This window comes from Leekyejoonella antrihumi (genome assembly GCF_007845645.1).
GTDB classification, from domain to species: Bacteria; Actinomycetota; Actinomycetes; order Actinomycetales; family Dermatophilaceae; genus Leekyejoonella; species Leekyejoonella antrihumi.
The window spans coordinates 25,428-43,812 of the sequence record NZ_VCQV01000005.1 but is presented as its reverse complement, the minus strand read 5'-3'; the positions used below and the strand labels follow the sequence as shown (position 1 = coordinate 43,812).

Below are 18,385 nucleotides of genomic sequence, written 5' to 3'. Positions count from 1 at the left end.
CTTCATGACATCTGCCGCGCGAGGTCGCGCACGCTGATGGCCGGTGTGCTCAAGGTGCGTCCGCGCGCCCAGATCAGGCCGACGTCGCGGCCACTGTCAACTCCCGCCAATGGCAGCGTGACCATGCCCGGCGGATGGTGCTGGTGGACCTCGCCGGGCAGCAGGGCCACGCCGATGCGCGCCGCCACGAGCCCGGCGACCGTGCTGAGCTCCTGGCACTCGGCGGCGATGTGTGGCGTGATGCCGCTCGCCGCGGCCAGCTCATCAAGGATCTGACGCATCCCGAACCCCGCCTGCATCGTGACGAAGGCCTCGTCCGCAAGCTCCGACGGTCGGACGCTGCGCCGTCCTGAGAGCCGGTGATGTGCGGGGACCGCGAGAACGACCGACTGGCGCAGCAGGCGTCGCCACGCTACCCGTGCGGTCGTCGGCTTGGGAGACACGATGCCCAGCTCGACCGCACCGGTGACGACGTGCTCGGTGACCGCTTCCGAGGACCCCTGCACGAGCTCGAACCGAAGCGAGGGGTCCTGGTCGTGCGTCGCCTCGATGAGGTCGGGCACCAGCCAGGTGCCGAAGGAGTGGAGGAATCCGAGTCGGACCACTCTCGGCCCTCCGGTGGTCAGGTCGCGCACCTCCTGCTCACCGGCCGCGAGCTCGGCGTCCGCCCGACCCGCGTACCCGGCGAAGACCCGGCCGGCGGCGTTGAGCGCCAGCCTTCGGCCGTGTCGATCGAACAGCCGGGTCTCCAGATGCTTTTCAAGCCTGGCGAGCTGGCGGGAGAGGGTGGGCTGCGACATGTGCAACCGGTCTGCCGCCGCCGAGACGTTCTCCTCCTCGGCGAGGACCACAAACCAGCGGAGGTGCTCACGCATGGGTCCATTATGCATATCTGACATAAGAGCTGCGCAAGCCATGTATTTCCGTTTGTAGCGACGTCGCGCGAGGATGGGTGTCGTGACGATCGGATCGACGGCCGGCGGGTTGCCGCACGGGCCGGCAGGTTACCGCCGTGGGGACGCGGGGTACCGGCGGATCACCACGGCCCTGTTCGCTGCGGGCATGACGACCTTCGTCGCCATGTATGCCGAGCAGGCGGTGCTGCCGGAGCTGACGACGCAGTTCTCGGTGTCACCGGCCACGTCCGCGCTGGCGGTGTCGGCAACGACGGGCCTGTTGGCGCTGGCGATCATTCCCGCGAGCGTCCTGTCCGAACGGTTCGGTCGAGTGCGAGTGATGGCCACCTCCGGCCTCATTGCGGCCCTGCTCGGCCTGGTCATTCCGCTCGCGCAGACGATGGGAGTGCTGATCGTGCTGCGCGCGCTGCAGGGCGCGGCGCTCGCCGGGGTGCCGGCGACGGCCATGGCCTACCTTGCGGAGGAGGTCCACGGAAGTGATCTCGGCGCGGCCATGGGTCGCTATATCGCGGGCACCACGATCGGCGGCCTGGCCGGGCGGCTGCTGACCTCCTTCGCTGTCGACCTCACGTCGTGGCGGTGGTCACTCGAGCTGGCGGCGGTCGTGTCGCTGCTGTTCACCGCAGCATTTCTGCGTGCGGCGCCACCGTCGATCTACTTCCGGCCGCAGCGGATCGGGCTGCGCAGCACCTGGAGCCATCTGTTGGAGCACGTGCGGCAACCTGGCCTGCTCGCGCTGTTCGGCACGGGCTTCCTGCTGATGGGTGGGTTCGTGTCGTTCTACAACATCATCGCGTTCCGGCTTCTGGCCAAGCCGTTCAGCCTGCCGCAGTCGGTGATCGGGCTGGTCTTCCTGATGTATCTCTCGGGCACCCTCTCGTCGGCCCTGGCCGGCCGACTGGCGGACCGCCTGGGCCGCCAGCGGGTGCTGCTGGGTGTCGAGATCGTCTCGTGGACCGGGCTGATCATCACGCTGCCGGCAAACCTGCCGTGTGTGCTGGTCGGCATGCTGCTGTTCACCGCGGGGTTCTTCGCCGCACACGCTGTGGCGAGCGGCTGGGTGGGTCTGCTGGCTGATCGCCATCGCGCGGAGGCCAGCTCGCTCTATCTGTTCGCCTACTACGTGGGCAGCTCCGTTGCGGGGGCGATCGTCGGCCTGGCCTTCAGCGCGGCCGGCTGGACGGGCACGGTCCTCTTCATCGGCGCGCTCTATCTTGCCGCCATCGTCGTGGCCGGTGTGATCCCGGTCCTTGCGCGACGCGATGGGAGCAGGCCGACCGTGCAGGTCGAACCGGCTCACCTCTGACCCGCTCAGCGTTCGAGCGGTGGTGGTGCGGTGGAGTGGCCGGTGGGGGCGTGGCAGTAGGGCGTCCGGCAGGTGTGTCGCGGATGTTCAGGAATTCGGTGAGTGGCCTGGCTATGTCGATGGATTCTGATGTCGCTGCTTGTTCGGTGGCGCCGTTCGTGACCCGCCCTGCCTGTGGGTGCTCCGTCCATCACCGAGGCACCATTGACACGCTGGAGCGCTCGGTTGCTACACATCCCAGGCAGGGTGCGGCGTGTACAACTCGGTCCGCCCGGCTGGCTGATCCTTGAGGTCGGCCAGGAGACCGACCGGAGTGTCGGCTTCGTCGAGCTCGCGCCGCAGCGCGTCCCGGTTGGTCGGCTCATCGTGCTCACGGAAGCGTTTGCACCAGCAACGATGGAGCCCGTTCTGTACGCCAAACCGGGCCGTCGTCGCTGATCGAGTGGACGATCTCGGGAACCGTGCAGCCGCCGCTGGACCACCGGTACGGCTACCGGCTCGAGCCGGCCGAGCACGGCACCCTGGTGACCTCCTACTACGACTGGACTGGGATCGAGGAAGTCCTACCGCCCACGGGGCATCTTCCCAGTCATCCCCGAGAGCGCGATCCGGGCTACCTTGGGCATCCTCGCGTGCACTGTCCAAACGTGCGCGTGACAGCTCCACCGCCTCGCCCGTATGCTGCACCCATGAGTCCGATTGCGATCTCTCGCCGCTGCTGGTGGCTGCCCTGACAGGCGGCCGCTGACAAGACTCGATCCATCACGCCGCCCTTGGGCGGCGTTGTGCTGTGCCAGCATTGGCTGACGCTCGCCTGAGGGCTCGATCCGTAAAAGGAAGCCCATCATGACAGTCCTACCAACCAGCACCCCGAGCGACATGTCGACCGATCCGTCCTTCGACGCGGCGGCGTCTCGAAGTGTCTTGCTGCACGAGCTGATTGACGATCCGGAGTCATCTGGCCGCGTCAAACTTCGGGTGTTGACGGGAGACCGCCCGACCGGACCGCTCCACATCGGGCACTACCTCGCGAGTCTGCGGTCTCGAGTCGAGCTGCAGGACAAGGGCATCGAGAGCCTGGTTCTCGTAGCCGACTACCAGGTCATCACCGATCGTGACTCGGTCGGTGCGATCCAGGACAACGTGATGGGCTGCGTGCTCGACTATCTCGCGGCAGGCATCGACCCCGAGCAATCGACGATCTTCACGCACTCCGCGGTGCCGGCCCTCAACCAGCTGCTCCTGCCGTTCCTGTCGCTGGTCACCGACTCCGAGCTACGCCGCAACCCGACCGTCAAGGACGAGCTCGCGGCCACGGACGGCCGGCCGCTGTCCGGCCTGCTGCTGACCTATCCGGTGCACCAGGCCGCCGACATCCTCTTCTGCCACGCGAACGTCGTGCCGATCGGCCGGGACAACCTGCCACACGTGGAGCAGACACGCCTCATCGCTCGCCGGTTCAACCGCAGGTATGCCGGTGGGCAGGAGGTGTTCCGCGAGCCCGACGCGTTGCTCTCGGACGCACCGCTGGTGCTCGGCCTGGACGGCCAGAAGATGTCGAAGAGCCGCGGCAACAGTGTCACCCTGGCAGCGACCGCCGACGAGACGGCGGCGCTGATCCGCAAGGCCCGCACCGACTCCGAGCGGCGAATCACGTTCGAGCCGGGCCGGCGCCCCGAGGTCTCGAGCATGCTGACCACTGCCGCGCTCTTCCGCGGCGAGAGCCCGCAGCAGATCGCCGAACAGGTCGGCGACGGGGGAGCGGCGCAGCTGAAGAAGGTCGTGATCGAGGCAGTCAACGAAGGCCTGGCCGGCCACCGTCGGCGACGTGCCGAACTCGCGGCCGACCAGGCCTACCTACGAGATGTGCTTCGCGCGGGAAACGCACGGGCGGACGAGATCGCCGAGGCGACGCTGGCCACCGTTCGGCAGGTCATGCAGATGACCTACTGAACGGTGGCGAGCTGCGTCAGCGACGCCCGCGGCTGAAGTCCGCTGCGTTGTGCGAGCGTCCGGCTGAGCCGGCGCCGGGGCCCGATCGGCCGCGACCGGCACCACCGGAACTGCGACGCTCCGAGCTGCCGGGCGACGTGCGGCGCTGCGAGGACGTGCGGCCACCGCCACCAGACGCGCGGGCCGGCTTCTTCGAGCGTGAGCCGTTGTTGCTCCGACCATTATTCGTCTGGGGGGCGACCAGCGGTGCAAGTCCGCCGGCTACCAGTGTCCGCTCGCCGGGAGCGAGCGTCCGCAGCACCGGGTGCGTCGTGTCGGCGACTCGCGTGGTCGTCGGCTTGATGCCGGCGGCCCGCGTGAGGCTGCGCACGTCGCGGACTTGGTCGTCGGTCATCAAGGTGATCACGGTGCCCTCGGCACCAGCGCGCGCGGTCCGGCCGGACCGGTGCAGGTAGGCCTTGTGCTCGGTGGGCGGGTCCGCGTGAATGACCAGCGCGACATCGTCCACGTGGATGCCGCGGGCCGCGACGTCCGTGGCAACGAGGGTGTTGGCCCGGCCGTCGTGGAACGCTGCCATGTTGCGGGTGCGGGCGTTCTGGCTGAGGTTCCCGTGCAGCTCGATCGCGGGCACACCCTGACTGTTGAGTTGACGCGAGAGGGCCTTGGCACCGTGCTTGGTGCGCGTGAAGATGACCGTGCGTCCGGGTGCACTGGTGAGGTCGACGAGGATCGGCACGCGGTGGTCGCGTCCGATGTGCAGCACGTGGTGGCTCATCTGCGAGACCGGAGACTGTGCCGAGTCGGCTTCGTGGGTCACCGGGTTGTGCAGGAACTGCTTGACGATGACACCGACGCCGGAGTCGAGGGTGGCCGAGAAGAGCAGGCGCTGACCGCGATCGGGCGTCTGCTTCAGCAGGCGGCGCACGACCGGCAGGAAGCCGAGGTCGGCCATGTGGTCGGCTTCGTCGAGCACGGTGATCTCCACGCCGGCGAGCGACGCATGGCCCTGACCGATCAGGTCATCGAGCCGACCCGGGCAGGCGACGAGCACGTCGACACCACGCTGGAGTCCGCGGACCTGAGGGTTTTGGCCGACGCCGCCGAAGACGGTGAGGGTGGACATGCCCGCCGACTGGGCCATCGGCGCGAGTGCTCGCTCGATCTGGCCGACCAGCTCGCGGGTGGGGGCGAGAATCAGGGCGCGTGGCTGCTTGGGGCGGCGTGGCTGCCCCGACGCGGCGAGGCGTGCCACGAGCGGCAGCAGGAACGCGAACGTCTTGCCCGAACCGGTACGGCCGCGGCCGAGCACGTCCCGGCCGGCAAGGGAGTCAGGCAGCGTCGCTGCCTGGATCGGAGTGGGGGTGTCGATTCCTTGCGAGGCAAGGATGTCGGCCAGGGAAGCGGGCACACCGAGATCGGTGAAGCTCTGAGTAGACAAGAAAATAGACTCTTCTGTGGGAACTGTCTCACCACAGCCAGACGAGGACTCCGTGGAGTCAAAAGAACGGCCGGTGCGGAGCCATTCGCTGCAACACACCCACAGCTCGAGGTAAGACTGGACGAACTGCTAACCAGGAGGCTACCGCACCGCCCCCTGGGAACTCGCATTCAGACGGCCGCGTGTGAGCAGGGACACACGGCACTCAGGGGGCGCAGCAGTGGTTCAGCGCTCGTCTTCGGAGTCCGCCTCGCGGTCGTCGGCCTGCTCCTGGGGACTCGGCGGCATCCCCTCCTCGGTGGCGACCTCCTCTTCCTGCTTGTCGTAGGCGTCGTTCGTGTTTTGGGTACTCATAGGGCCAGCCTCCACCCTCGGCAGGGGGTCTGGCCAGCCGACGGCCCTCGCCCATCACATCGAGAGCGCCCGGGGCGGGCAGCAGCCGTCGTGTCTGCTCAGCGCCGGCGACGTATGCCGAGCTGGTGGCAACGGTGCCGCTGGAGTACGGCACCCGGTACACCGTCCAGTGAAGGAGTTGGCAGACTCGACCAGATGAGTGCGCCAGAGATCATCGCCGTCGTCGGTCCGACAGCCGTCGGCAAGTCCGACCTCGGTGTTGCGCTTGCACACGCGCTCGACGGCGAGATCGTCAACGCCGATGCCTCCCAGCTCTATCGAGGCATGGACATCGGCACAGCCAAGCTGACGATGGCGCAGCGGGCTGGCGTGCCACATCACCAGCTGGATGTGCTCGATGTTCGCGACGAGGCGAGTGTCGCGGCATACCAAAGGCATTCGCGTGAGGACCTCGACCGCATCCGCGCGAGCGGCCGGCAGCCGATCCTGGTGGGTGGCTCCGGCCTCTATGTGCGGGCATCGCTGGATCACCTGGAGATCCCTCCTACCGACCCGCAGGTTCGGGCGGCCTGGGAGGAGCGGCTGCAGGAGCGCGGTACGGCAGAGCTGCACGCCGTGCTCGCGGAGCGCGACCCCGTGGCTGCGGCGCAGATTCTCGCCACGAACGGGCGCCGGATCGTGCGAGCGCTGGAAGTCATCGATGTCACCGGCCGACCGTTCAGCGCCACCATGCCGACTCGCACCTATGAGCGCCCGACGCTGATGATCGGGCTCAAGGCGCCTCGGGAGGTTCTCGACGAACGTATCGAGCAACGCGTCCACCACATGTGGGAAGCCGGTCTGCTCGAGGAGGTGCGCGGGCTCATCGACCATGGGCTGCGAGACGGGCGCACCGCCAGCCGGGCGATCGGCTACGCCCAGGCACTGGCGCAGATCGACGGTCGTCTCGGTGAGGAGGAGGCGAGGACGTCAACGTGCTCAGCCACCCGCAAGCTCGCGCGTCGTCAGCTGTCGTGGTTCCGTCCGGACCCGCGGGTCGTATGGCTGCCGCACGACGCGGCGAACCTCACGGATCGGGCGTTGCAGGCGGTTCGAGCGGCGGCGCAGGTTGATGCGAGAGGATGACCACGTGACGACCATCCAGTTCGCCAAAGGCCACGGCACGCACAACGACTTCGTGCTCATCCCGGATGTGGACGGGCAGGTCGACCTGACGCCGGCGCAGGTCGCCTTCCTGTGCGACCGGCGTGGCGGGATCGGCGGAGACGGGCTGATCCGCATCGTCCGGTCGGCCGCCAGCGGCGAGCCGGCGGTGGCCGACGGGCCGGAGTGGTTCATGGACTATCGCAACGCCGACGGGTCGGCGGCCGAGATGTGCGGCAACGGCACCCGGGTGTTCGCGAAATACCTCGTCGACCACGACCTGGCCGATGGTCCCGAGTTCGAGATCGCGACGCGCGCCGGGAGCAAGCGCATCAACCTCGTCCCGAACGGCTACCGCACGGATCTGGGCGAGTGGCGGTTGAGCCGTCTCGATGAGGCTCAGGAGCGAGGGATGGACAGCGTGGTCCAGGTCGTCGGTGCCGCCGAACCGCTGCCTGCGCTGAGTGTCGACCTGGGCAACCCGCATACCGTCATCGCACTGCCGCCCTCGGTCGATCTCGACGGACTCGATCTGACCCACCCGCCGAAGGTGGATCCGGAGCCTCCGCACGGCACGAATGTCGAGTTCGTCCGGGCTCACGCTCCAGGGCACATCAGCATGCGGGTGCATGAGCGTGGTGTGGGGGAGACCCAGTCGTGTGGCACTGGTGCGGCGGCTGCGGCAATCGCCACCTGGTGGTGGGGCGGTCAGCCGGTGGACCACCTGAATTGGAACGTCGACCTTCCGGGCGGGCGGCTCGGCGTGCACCTCCTGCTCCATCGGGTGGCGCTGTCCGGACCGGCGCAGATCGTCGCCACCGGAGAGGTCACCCTTCCCGAGTGACCTGCAGGATCCGGAATCCCCGGATGCTCGTATATCGCGTGGTCACGAGCCCGTCGCCGGACAGCTCGTCGTTCAGCCAGCGCTGCAGGGAGTCCGAACCGAGGTTCCGCTGCACCACCAGGTAGGCCGTGCCGTGCTCGGACATCCGCGGCAGCCAGGTGCGCATCAGGTCGTGCAGCACCTTCTTGCCCACCCGGATCGGCGGGTTGGACCAGATGAGGTCGAACCGGACCTCGGCGGGCAAAGCATCCGGCGTCGTTGCGGTGACACCCGACAGGCCGAGCGACCTCGCGTTGGTCCGCGTGAGGTCGAGCGCACGCTCGTTGACGTCGACCGCCCACACCGTCGCTGCCGGCGCGGCGAGCGCGAGCGTGAGCGCTACTGGTCCCCAGCCGCATCCGAGATCGAGGAAGGTGCCCGTGGAAGGCGGCGGCGGCGCATGAGTCAGCAGCACGGTGGTGCCCTGGTCGATGCGGTCGGGGGAGAAGATCCCGGGCGCCGTGACGATCTCGCGCGTCGCACCGGCGAGCGGCACATTCATCGTCCGGCGCTCGTCGTCGCTGGCCGGCTGCGCGGTGAAGTAGTGGTCGGACATCGCCACACAGCCTACTGATCTGGCTGGGACCCGGCGTGCGGCATACGGCGTGCGTGGGCACGGATATGCGCGGTGGTGAGCCCGGTCCGGCAGCATTTGGCGTGCGTGGGCACGGATATGCGCCTCAAGGACCGGTGCGCCCGGGAAAGTAGCGGCACCACGTGGTGTCCAGACAGGGGACCGGCATCCCGCGCTCGCGCATGGCGGTGGTGATGCGGTGCAGAGTCCGATCCGGCGTGGCGAAGAGATCGGTGGCGATGACGACGATGAACCGCCAGTCCTCGCCCTCGATGTCCTCCCGTCGGGCCAGGTCCGCGGTCCACTGCCGCCGACGGTCGATGTGGTGCCGCCCGTCGTACTCGATCGCGAGGCGGGCATCGGGATACGACAGATCGATGCGGTACCGCACCCGGCCACATTTGTCATGGAGCTCGAGGTTGACCACCGGTTCAGGAAGCCCGGCGAGCACCATCAGCAGCCGCAGCCTCGACTCATTCGGTGAGTCGACGCGTGCCCGAGCCAGACCGGCTGCTCGACGTGCGAGGTGGGCGCCCTTGCCGGAGTAGCTTCCAGCTGCCTCGACCAGTTCAGCCAGGAACTGCTCGTCGGACCTGGCAAAGGAGTCAGCGAGCACCACGAGGTCGACGAGATCGAGCACCGCCGCCAGGTCGAGAAAGGTCTGCACCCGATCAGTCACCCGGATACCACGTGCCCAGGTCGTCGAAGGCCGCCGACGATAACGATGCAGCCTGATGTCGGCGCGACCTGTGCGCAGCGCACGGTCACCACCGAGGTGGACGACGGCAGTGTCAGGCACGACGCCGCCGAGCATGCGGGCAGCGCTGTGATGGCTGACGCACCACGCACCAGGAACGACCAGCAGGGCGCCCTGGATCAGCAGCTGAGGCGTGATCGGCACAAGTGCGCTGACGTAGCAGTCCTGCCACAGTCGGGTGTAGGCGGGTGACTCCAGCACGGATCGTGAGACACCGGCTGCCAGGGCGGTCCGATAGCGGAACGGACGACTCGGATCCAGGTGTGCAGGCGCCATATCCACGACCGTGCCAGCCGCAAGGGCACCGTTTGGAGTTTTCCACAGGCGAATGTGCAGTCGGCGGACGTCCTGGCACGGCAAATGGCGTGCGTGGGCACGGATATGCGCGGTGGTGAGGCCGGTCCGGCAGCATTTGGCGTGCGTGGGCACGGATATGCGGCTGTTGGGCGCGGCCGGACGGCTCGGAGACTGGCATAAAGCGGTCGCGCGCGGCGTTGATGTTTGCAAGCATGTCAGTGACGCAAGGGAGAACATGACCGCACACAACGACTTTCTCGAGGGGCACGCAGAGGCGCTGGCCGACCGGGAAGACCTGGACACGCGATACGACGAGTCGGGCTTCTTGATCGACGGGTCGCCGGACGGTGAGCAGTTCGACCGCGAGGCGCGCGCGGCGCTGCGCCGGGTCGAGGGCCTGTCCACCGAGCTGCAGGACGTCACCGAGGTCGAGTACCGCCAGTTGCGGCTGGAGCGGGTGGTCCTCGCGGGGGTATGGGGTGAGGGCACCATCGAGGACGCGGAGAACTCCCTGCGCGAGCTGTCCGCGCTCGCCGAGACCGCGGGTTCGACCGTGCTGGCCGGGGTGCTGCAGCGGCGGATGCGTCCGGATCCCGGCACCTGGATGGGCTCCGGTAAGGCGGTCGAGCTGCGCGACCTGGTCATCGCGGAGGGCGCCGACACGGTCATCGCCGACGGTGAGCTGGCTCCGAGCCAGCGGCGTGGCCTGGAGGACGTCGTCAAGGTCAAGGTCATCGACCGCACCGCGTTGATCCTGGACATCTTCGCCCAGCACGCCAAATCCAAGGAGGGCAAGGCCCAGGTCGAGCTCGCCCAGCTGCAATACCTCCTCCCGCGGCTGCGCGGCTGGGGCGCCTCGATGTCCCGGCAGGCCGGTGGCCAGGCAGGCGCGACGGGTCAGGGCATGGGCTCCCGCGGCCCTGGTGAGACCAAGATCGAGCTGGATCGCCGGCGCATCAACACCCGCATGTCCAAGCTCAAGCGCGAGCTGGGCGGCATGAAGACCATGCGCGACACCAAGCGGCACTCACGTCAGGTGAACCACGTGCCGTCGGTGGCCATCGCCGGCTACACCAACGCCGGCAAGTCCTCGATTCTGAACCGGCTCACCGACGCCGGAGCGCTGGTGCAGAACCAGCTGTTCGCCACGCTGGACCCGACGGTCCGGCGCGCAGAGACCTCGGACGGCCATCTGTACACCCTGGCCGACACCGTTGGTTTCGTGCGAGACCTGCCCCACCAGCTGGTCGAGGCATTCCGCTCCACCCTGGAGGAGGTTGCCGACGCCGATCTGGTGCTGCACGTCGTGGACGGCTCGCACCCGGACCCCGAGTCGCAGATCACCGCGGTGCGGGGCGTGCTCGCCGACGTCGGTGCGACCGACATCAAAGAGGTCATCGTGATCAACAAGGCAGACCTTGCGCCGCCGGACGTCATCGCTCGACTGCAGCGTGCCGAGAAGCACTCGGTGGTCGTGTCGGCGCGCACCGGCGCCGGGTTCGATGACCTGCGGGACCTGATTGACCGTGAGCTGCCGCATCCCGACCTGCGCGTGGAGGTACTGCTGCCCTATGACCGAGGCGACCTGCTGAGCCGCATTCACCACGAGGGCGACGTCATCAGCAGCGACCACACTCCGGACGGCACTCATATGCACGCGAAGGTGACCCGCATCCTGCGGGGCGACCTCACTGCCTACCTCGTGTGACCCGGTCTCGGCGCGCTAGGCTCACGTCGTAGGCTCACCCTGGCGGAGTTTGACGACAAAGGAGCGCACACGACCATGGGTTACAACATCGTGCGGGGAATGCTGGCCACTTTTGCCCTCTTCTTCGCGGTCTTCTGCGGAGCCTGCGTGCTGCAGGCGGTGCTGTCCGTATTCGGCGTCCGCATCCCGTAACACGCTGTGACGCAGAGCGCCGAGCACGCCCGGATAGCGGCGTCGCCGACCGATGACTCCCCGTGGAAGCTCTGGGGCCCGTACGTGTCGGGACGCCAGTGGGGGACGGTCCGGGAGGACTATTCGGCCGATGGGGACGCCTGGGCCTACCTTCCCTTCGACCAGGCGCACCGACGGTCCTACCGATGGGGCGAGGACGGTCTCGCCGGACTGTGCGACAGGTTCGGGTTCTTCAACCTTGGTGTCGCGCTCTGGAACGGTCACGACGACCGCCTCAAGGAGCGCTTCTTCGGCCTGACGAATGCTCAGGGCAACCACGGCGAGGACGTCAAAGAGGTGTGGTGGCCCATCGATGCCACCCCGACGCACTCCTACGCCACCTGGCTCTACCGTTACCCCCAGGCGGCCTTCCCGTATGCGGACCTGCTGGCCGGGTCCGCGAGCCGCGGCCGGCTCGACCCCGAGTACGAGCTGACCGACACCGGTGTCCTGGAGGACAATCGGTTCTTCGACGTACACGTCACGTATGCCAAGGCCGGCCCGATGGACATCGGCATGGAGATCCGCGTCACCAATCAGGGGCCGGATGCCGCGCCCCTGGATCTGATGCCGCAGGGCTGGTTCCGCAACACCTGGGCGTGGGGACGCGACGACCGCAAGCCGACGATGGAATTGCGCGGTGGGGCGGTTGACATCTCCCACGCCTGGCTGGGCAGCTACCAGCTCATCGCGGACGGCGATCCGCGGATCTTGTTCTGTGACAACGAGTCCAACAACGAGCGGCTGTTCGGTTCAGCCAACGTGACCGACTGTCCCACGGACGGCCTCGACGACGCGATCGTCCACGGCGACACCTCGCACGTGCGAGCCGATGCAGGCACGAAGGTCGGCTTCTGGTGGCACTACGACTCGGTGCCGGCAGGGGAGAGCGTCACCGTGCGGCTGAGGCTTCGCGGAGTAAGCCCGGCGGCCGCGAACGGTGCGGGCGTGGCGCCGATGGAGGCGGCCACCGGCGACGCGTTCGGCGAGGACTTCACCGGTGTGGTCGAGCACCGTCGCGGCGAGGCCGACGACTTCTATGACGCCGTGATCCCCGAGTCCGCCGGTGATCAGGACAAGCACATCGCGCGGCGGGCGTTTGCGGGTCTGCTGTGGGGCAAACAGCTGTTCCGCTACTCCGTCAACGAGTGGCTGGAGGGCGATCCGGGGGAGCCGGCACCTCCCGCGGACCGCAGGGACCGACACAGCGGACGCAATGCGACCTGGACCCACTTCGACGTGGCCGACATCATCTCGATGCCCGACTCGTGGGAGTACCCGTGGTTCGCGTCCTGGGACCTGGCCTTCCACACGGTGCCGCTCGCCGAGATCGATCCGGCGTTCGCCAAGAGCCAGCTCGAGTTGATGTGCCGTGAGTGGGCGCAGCACCCGAACGGGCAGCTGCCCGCCTACGAGTGGAACTTCAACGACGTCAACCCGCCGGTCCACGCCTGGGCCGCCTGGCAGGTCTTCACGATCGACGGTGGCCGCGACCACGAGTTCCTGGTCCGCATCTTCTCCAAGCTGCTGCTGAACTTCTCGTGGTGGATCAACCGCAAGGATGCCGACGGGTCCTACCTCTTCGAGGGCGGCTTCCTCGGGATGGACAACATCGGCCTGTTCGACCGATCGCAGCCTCTCCCGAACGGGATGCGGCTCGAGCAGTCGGACGCCACCAGCTGGATGGCGTTCTACTCGCTGTCGATGCTGCGCATCGCCGTGGAGCTGGCGCGGACGAAGCCCGGCTGGGACAGCACCGCACGGACTTTCTTCGAGTACTTCCTGCGGTTGGCCGGCGCGATGGACAACTTCGGGCATCAGGGCATCTCGCTGTGGTCGCAGGAGGACGGGTTCTACTACGACGCGATCGTGCGCCCGGACGGCACCTCGGAGCAGCTACCCGTCCGATCGCTGGTGGGGCTGCTGCCCCTGATTGCGGTCGAGACCGTGCATCCCGCCGTACTCGACGAGCTGCCCGGTCTCATCTCGGAGGTCCAGTGGGTGTCCCGTCGGGACCCTCAGCTCGCGGACGTGCTCATGCACCACGAGTCGACGGACGACCAGCGCATCACGATGACGCTGGTCGGCAAGGAGCGTCGCGCGCGGCTGCTGGGGCACCTGCTGGACGAGTCGGAGTTCCTCGGACCCCATGGCATCCGGTCGCTTTCGGCCGCCTACCGCGAGCAGTTCACGATGGATGTCGACGGCGCGAACCTCTCGATCCGCTACAACCCCGCGGAGTCTGACACGGCACTGTTCGGCGGCAACTCGAACTGGCGGGGACCGATCTGGTTCCCGGTCAACTTCCTGCTGCTCGACGCGTTGCGCACGCTTGCGGTCGCGAACCCGCAGGCGCGGCTCGAGTGTCCGACGGGCTCGGGACACGAAGGCTCGATCGCCGATGCGGCAGCAGACCTGACCGGTCGTATGGTCGATCTCTTCCGTCCCGGTGTCGACGGTCGCCGGCCCGGCACGCCGCGGTGGTACCCGAGCGGACCGTTGTGGGACGAGCACGTGACCTTCTGCGAATACTTCGACGGTGACAACGGCGCGGGGCTGGGGGCTACCCACCAGACGGGGTGGACCGCGCTGGTCGCGCACCTGATCTGCGCACCGCACGGACGGATGTTCTCCTAGGCCGCCGGCCCCGGCTGCAGTGGATCCGCGCGCTATAGCCTGCGACTTCACTGCACGCCCGACGGTCCCCGTCGGTCCGCAGTGGATCCGCGCGCTATAGCCTGCGATTTCACTGCAGCACGGTGCCGTGATCGCCGACGGTGACCCGTTGTAGGACGGACTGTCCACAGCGAGTCGGTGCCCTTCCCGCGGGGGCGGGGGTGCGGCATACGCTGGGGCAATGCCTGCCGACCTCGACGCACTCCTGCACGCCGCCGTCCAGGGAGTCGGAGGAGTGGAGCGCCCGGGGCAGGTGCAGATGGCGCACGCGGTGACCGACTCCGTCGCGGAGGGCTCCCACCTGCTCGTCCAGGCCGGCACCGGGACCGGCAAGTCGCTTGCCTACCTGGTGCCGGCGATCAAGCATGCGGTGGAGACCGGCCGACCCGCGATCGTTGCGACGGCCACCCTGGCGCTGCAGGCCCAGATCGTCGACCGCGACCTGCCGCGGATCGCGGACGCGCTGCGCCCGGTGCTCGGCCGCCGGCCGACCTACGGCCTGGTGAAGGGGCGGCGCAACTACCTGTGTCAGCACAAGCTGGTGGGCGGATATCCGGACGAGGATGAGGGTCTGATCTCGGTCGGTGACGTCGATGCCGGGGCGGGGCGCCTGGGCCAGGAGGTCACCCGGCTGCGGGAGTGGGCCGACGAGACCGACTCGGGCGACCGTGACGAGCTGGTGCCAGGTGTCAGCGAGCGCGCCTGGCGGCAGGTGTCGGTGTCCGCCGACCAGTGTCTGGGCCAGAAGTGCCCGATGGTGCAGGAGTGCTTCGTCGAGCGTGCGCGCGCCGCTGCCAAGGACGTCGACGTCGTCGTGACCAACCACAGCTTCATGGCGATCGACGCCTTCGAGGGCCGCCAGATGCTGCCGGAGCACGACCTGCTGATCATCGACGAGGCGCACGAGCTGGTCGACCGGGTCACCTCCACGATCACCGACGATCTCACGGCCGGGATGATCTCGACGGCCGTAAAACGCTGCGGCCGGCTGGCCGACACGGCCACGCTGGGTGAGATGGGCGAGTTCTTCGACCAGATCCTCGGGCAGCTCGCCGAGGGCCGCCTGATGGGGGTGCCCGACAACCTCGCGCTCGCGCTGACCCGGTTGCGCGATGCGGCGCGCGAGGTGCAGAGCGAGCTCAAGCCCGCGTCGCCGGCCGACAATGACGGGTCGCGTCAGATGGCCCGCGCTGCCGTAGACGAGCTCTTCGACAATGCAGAGCGCATCCTGGAGGAGCGGGAGCTCGACGTGACGTGGGTCAGCCAGGACCCACGCCGGGGGAGTGTGCTGCGCGTCGCGCCGATGAGTGTGGCAATGCTGCTGCGCGACAAGGTCTTCGACGATCGGACCGTGGTCATGACCTCCGCGACCCTCGAGCTCGGTGGCACGTTCGACGCCATCGCCGGCACCCTCGGCCTACGCGGCGAAGGCGGGCCGCCGTGGTCGGGCCTCGACGTCGGCTCACCCTTCGACTACCCGACGCAGGCCATTGCGTATGTCGCGCAGCACCTGCCGGCGCCCGGCCGGGACGGCACGTCGACCGCGACCATGGACGAGATCGAGACGCTGATCCGGGTGGCCGGCGGACGCACCCTCGGCCTGTTCTCATCGACCCGCGCCGCGAAGGCCGCCGCGGAGGAGATGCGAATCCGGTTCGGTGACGACATCCCGGTGCTGTGTCAGGGCGACGACCAGACCTCTACGCTCGTGCGGGCGTTCGCGTCGGACGCGACCACCTGTCTGTTCGGGACGATGTCCTTGTGGCAGGGCGTCGACGTGCCTGGCTCGGCCTGCCAGCTGGTGCTGATCGACCGCATACCCTTTCCCCGGCCGGACGACCCACTGGCATCGGCGCGGTCCCAGGCGATCGCCAAGATGGGCGGCAACGGATTCATGGCCGTGTCGGCCACCCACGCGGCGCTTCGCCTCTCCCAGGGTGCAGGACGCCTGATCCGGCGGTCCTCGGACCGCGGTGTCGTCGCGTTCCTCGACTCGAGGATGATCTCGGCACGGTATGCCGGGTTCCTTCAGCGCTCGCTGCCGCCGTTCTGGCCCACGACGGATCGTGGTCTCGTGCTGCAGGCACTCAAACGGCTGCACGAGACCGCGGACCCGGTGGTCCCCGTGGAGCGCCCGGCCGAGCGCAGCCTGGCCGTGATGAGCGGGCAGAAGGAGGCGGCGCCCACTGCCGAGCCCACCGTCACGATGCCGGTGACCGAGTCGGAGGACTCCGGGCTGCCGGCCGACCCCAGCCCGCAGGAGGCGCGAATCGCGCCAGGCCACGACCCGTCGGGATCGGTGGGCGAGCGGGACTGGACTGCCGAGGACGACGAGGAGCTGCGTGATGGTGCGGACCTCGGCCTGACGCTGGAGGAGCTTGCGGATCACCTCGACGTTGCCGTGTCCGAGGCGGCCGCACGAGCCACGAGTCTCGGCCTCTCCCTGGAGAGCTGACACCCAGCCCGTGCGTGTCGGACGGAGATGGCAGGGTTGTGACATGAGAACCACCGCACGAGGCCGTTGCCCCCGATGACCGGGATGCCGACATATGTGCTGATCGCCGGGCCCGAGCAGGTCTTGGCCGATCGAGCGCTGGCCAGCACGATCGAGGCCTACCGAGCCGTTGACCCCGAGACCGAGGTCATCCGGATGGAGGCGAGCACCTACCAGCCCGGGGAGCTGGCGATGCACGCGAGCCCGAGTCTCTTCAGCGGCACCAAGCTGCTCGTGGTGCGCGATCTGGACGAGGGCGGCGACGATCTGGTCCAGGACGTCGTGGCGCTGGTCGAGACCGACCTGCAGGACGTCTGGCTGACCGTGCTGCACAAGGGCGGTCAGCGCGGGAAGAAGGCGCTGACGGCCCTGAAGAACGCCGATGCTCGGGTCATCGACGCGCCCGCCATCAAGTCGGACCGGGACAAGTCCTCGTTCGTCATGGGCGAGTTTCAGGTGGCGCGGCGCAAGATCACGCCCGATGCAGTGCGCGCGCTGCTCGAGGCGGTGGGCAAGGACCTTTCCGAGCTGGCATCGTCGTGCCAGCAGCTCATCGCCGACACTGCCGGTGTGGTCGACGAGGGCCGGGTTGCCCTGTACTACGGGGGGAAGGTGGAGGCCACCGGTTTCCGGGTGGCCGACGCCGCCGTCGCCGGCAACGCGGCCGACGCGCTGCGGCTGCTGCGGCACGCGCTCGCCTCCGGGGTGGACCCGGTGCCGATCGTCGCGGTGCTGGCCAGTCAGCTGCGTCAGGTGGCGCGCGTGGCCACCGCCGGCGGCGGGTCATCGGGTGCGCTGGCGAAGTCGCTGGGAATGGCTCCCTGGCAGGTCGACCGCGCCCGGCAGGCGGCTCGTGGCTGGGACGGCGACCGACTCGGTCGCGCGATCCAGGCCGTGGCAGCAGCCGACTTCGCGGTCAAGGGCGGCGGGCGCGACCCCGTGTATGCCGTGGAGCAGGCCGTGCTCGCGATCACCGCGCAGCGGCATGGCGCGGCGACCGGTCGGGCTGGCTAGCGCCGAGGTCGTGCGCAGACGGCTTCCAGCAGGTGCCGAGCGACGTCCTTGGCGTCCAGGGCCGCGTCCAGATCCTCCTGCACCAGCGCGGTGACAATGGCGCCCTCGATGAGGAGCATGATCTGCCGGGCAAGGACTGGCGGGTCCGGTAGGTCGGCACGCTCGACCAGCTGCTCCACATACTCTCGATTGCGGCGCTTGTGGGCCATGGCCGGCTGCCGCGCCGGATGCGACCGGTCGGCGAGCTCGACGGTGGCGTTGATGAACGCACATCCGCGGAAGTGGTCGTCATGGAACCACTCGTCGAGCACGTCGAAGACGCTCAGCACCCTCTCGGTCGGCTCGACGTCGTGGTTTTCCACCTGCTCGACGAACCAGTTGTGGTAGCGCGTGTCGAGCCGGGCCAGGCATTCCACGATGAGTTGGTCCTTGGAGCCGAAGTGTCGATACAGCGACATCTTGGCGACGCCGGCGGACTCGATGACGGCGTCGATGCCGGTGTTGGTGATGCCCTGGTGGTAGAACATCCGCGTGGCCGCGGCGAGAATGCGCTCGCGAGCCGGCAGTGCCGCCACACCGCCGCGACCGGGTGCGCGCTGCGGCTGTCCGACCTTTGTCTGACTCATTGCCTCATCTTCTC

At 68.4% G+C, this 18,385-nt stretch carries 15 protein-coding genes; 9 read left to right on the top strand and 6 right to left on the bottom strand.

Annotated elements, in window-relative coordinates:
• Positions 1-2 precede the first annotated feature (2 nt).
• A complete protein-coding gene (locus FGL98_RS05115; protein ID WP_146315665.1) occupies positions 3-875 on the bottom strand; it encodes a LysR family transcriptional regulator in 873 nt (290 codons plus the stop codon).
• A gap of 73 nt (positions 876-948) precedes the next feature.
• Between FGL98_RS05115 and FGL98_RS05110 the strand changes: the two genes are divergently transcribed.
• The 3 genes from FGL98_RS05110 (at position 949) to trpS (ending at position 4,176) form a co-directional block, all read left to right on the top strand.
• Positions 949-2,223, top strand: a complete 1,275-nt coding sequence (locus FGL98_RS05110) for an MFS transporter (RefSeq protein WP_146315664.1) — start codon at positions 949-951, stop codon at positions 2,221-2,223.
• A 246-nt stretch (positions 2,224-2,469) separates the two neighbouring features.
• Entirely contained in the window at positions 2,470-2,661 is a 192-nt protein-coding gene (locus FGL98_RS05105; RefSeq protein ID WP_146315663.1) for a hypothetical protein, read from the top strand.
• A 408-nt stretch (positions 2,662-3,069) separates the two neighbouring features.
• Positions 3,070-4,176 (top strand): tryptophan--tRNA ligase, encoded by a 1,107-nt coding sequence (gene trpS, locus FGL98_RS05095; RefSeq protein ID WP_246136378.1) that lies wholly within the window; start codon positions 3,070-3,072, stop codon positions 4,174-4,176.
• A gap of 16 nt (positions 4,177-4,192) precedes the next feature.
• Here trpS and FGL98_RS05090 read toward each other — a convergent pair whose 3' ends face one another.
• Both FGL98_RS05090 and FGL98_RS26690 read right to left on the bottom strand, forming a co-directional pair.
• On the bottom strand, positions 4,193-5,614 hold the full coding sequence (locus FGL98_RS05090; RefSeq protein ID WP_146315662.1) for a DEAD/DEAH box helicase: 1,422 nt from the start codon (positions 5,612-5,614) through the stop codon (positions 4,193-4,195).
• A 225-nt stretch (positions 5,615-5,839) separates the two neighbouring features.
• Positions 5,840-5,968 carry a hypothetical protein gene (locus tag FGL98_RS26690; RefSeq protein WP_281289149.1) on the bottom strand — a complete coding sequence of 43 codons (129 nt, stop codon included), beginning with the start codon at positions 5,966-5,968 and terminating at the stop codon, positions 5,840-5,842.
• 195 nt (positions 5,969-6,163) lie between these two features.
• Between FGL98_RS26690 and miaA the strand changes: the two genes are divergently transcribed.
• Entirely contained in the window at positions 6,164-7,093 is a 930-nt protein-coding gene (gene miaA, locus FGL98_RS05085; protein ID WP_146315661.1) for a tRNA (adenosine(37)-N6)-dimethylallyltransferase MiaA, read from the top strand.
• A 4-nt stretch (positions 7,094-7,097) separates the two neighbouring features.
• Positions 7,098-7,955 (top strand): diaminopimelate epimerase, encoded by an 858-nt coding sequence (dapF, locus tag FGL98_RS05080; RefSeq protein WP_246136377.1) that lies wholly within the window; start codon positions 7,098-7,100, stop codon positions 7,953-7,955.
• Here dapF and FGL98_RS05075 read toward each other — a convergent pair.
• Positions 7,939-8,550, bottom strand: a complete 612-nt coding sequence (locus FGL98_RS05075; RefSeq protein WP_146315659.1) for a class I SAM-dependent methyltransferase — start codon at positions 8,548-8,550, stop codon at positions 7,939-7,941. The genes dapF and FGL98_RS05075 overlap by 17 nt on opposite strands.
• Positions 8,551-8,674: 124 nt before the next feature.
• Positions 8,675-9,601, bottom strand: a complete 927-nt coding sequence (locus FGL98_RS05070) for a hypothetical protein (RefSeq protein WP_246136376.1) — start codon at positions 9,599-9,601, stop codon at positions 8,675-8,677.
• 256 nt (positions 9,602-9,857) lie between these two features.
• Here FGL98_RS05070 and hflX point away from each other — a divergent pair, with 256 nt between their 5' ends.
• The 4 genes from hflX (at position 9,858) to holA (ending at position 17,745) form a co-directional block, all read left to right on the top strand.
• Positions 9,858-11,330 carry a GTPase HflX gene (hflX, locus tag FGL98_RS05065; RefSeq protein ID WP_146315658.1) on the top strand — a complete coding sequence of 491 codons (1,473 nt, stop codon included), beginning with the start codon at positions 9,858-9,860 and terminating at the stop codon, positions 11,328-11,330.
• A gap of 198 nt (positions 11,331-11,528) precedes the next feature.
• The gene (locus FGL98_RS05060) at positions 11,529-14,198 is read left to right on the top strand and encodes an MGH1-like glycoside hydrolase domain-containing protein (protein WP_146315657.1); all 2,670 of its coding nucleotides are present in this window, start codon (positions 11,529-11,531) and stop codon (positions 14,196-14,198) included.
• 220 nt (positions 14,199-14,418) lie between these two features.
• Positions 14,419-16,692, top strand: a complete 2,274-nt coding sequence (locus FGL98_RS05055) for an ATP-dependent DNA helicase (RefSeq protein WP_146315656.1) — start codon at positions 14,419-14,421, stop codon at positions 16,690-16,692.
• A 75-nt stretch (positions 16,693-16,767) separates the two neighbouring features.
• On the top strand, positions 16,768-17,745 hold the full coding sequence (gene holA / locus FGL98_RS05050; protein WP_146315655.1) for a DNA polymerase III subunit delta: 978 nt from the start codon (positions 16,768-16,770) through the stop codon (positions 17,743-17,745).
• Here the strand turns inward: holA and FGL98_RS05045 are convergent.
• On the bottom strand, positions 17,742-18,371 hold the full coding sequence (locus tag FGL98_RS05045) for a TetR/AcrR family transcriptional regulator (protein WP_146315654.1): 630 nt from the start codon (positions 18,369-18,371) through the stop codon (positions 17,742-17,744). The genes holA and FGL98_RS05045 overlap by 4 nt on opposite strands.
• Between the last annotated feature and the right edge of the window lie 14 nt (positions 18,372-18,385).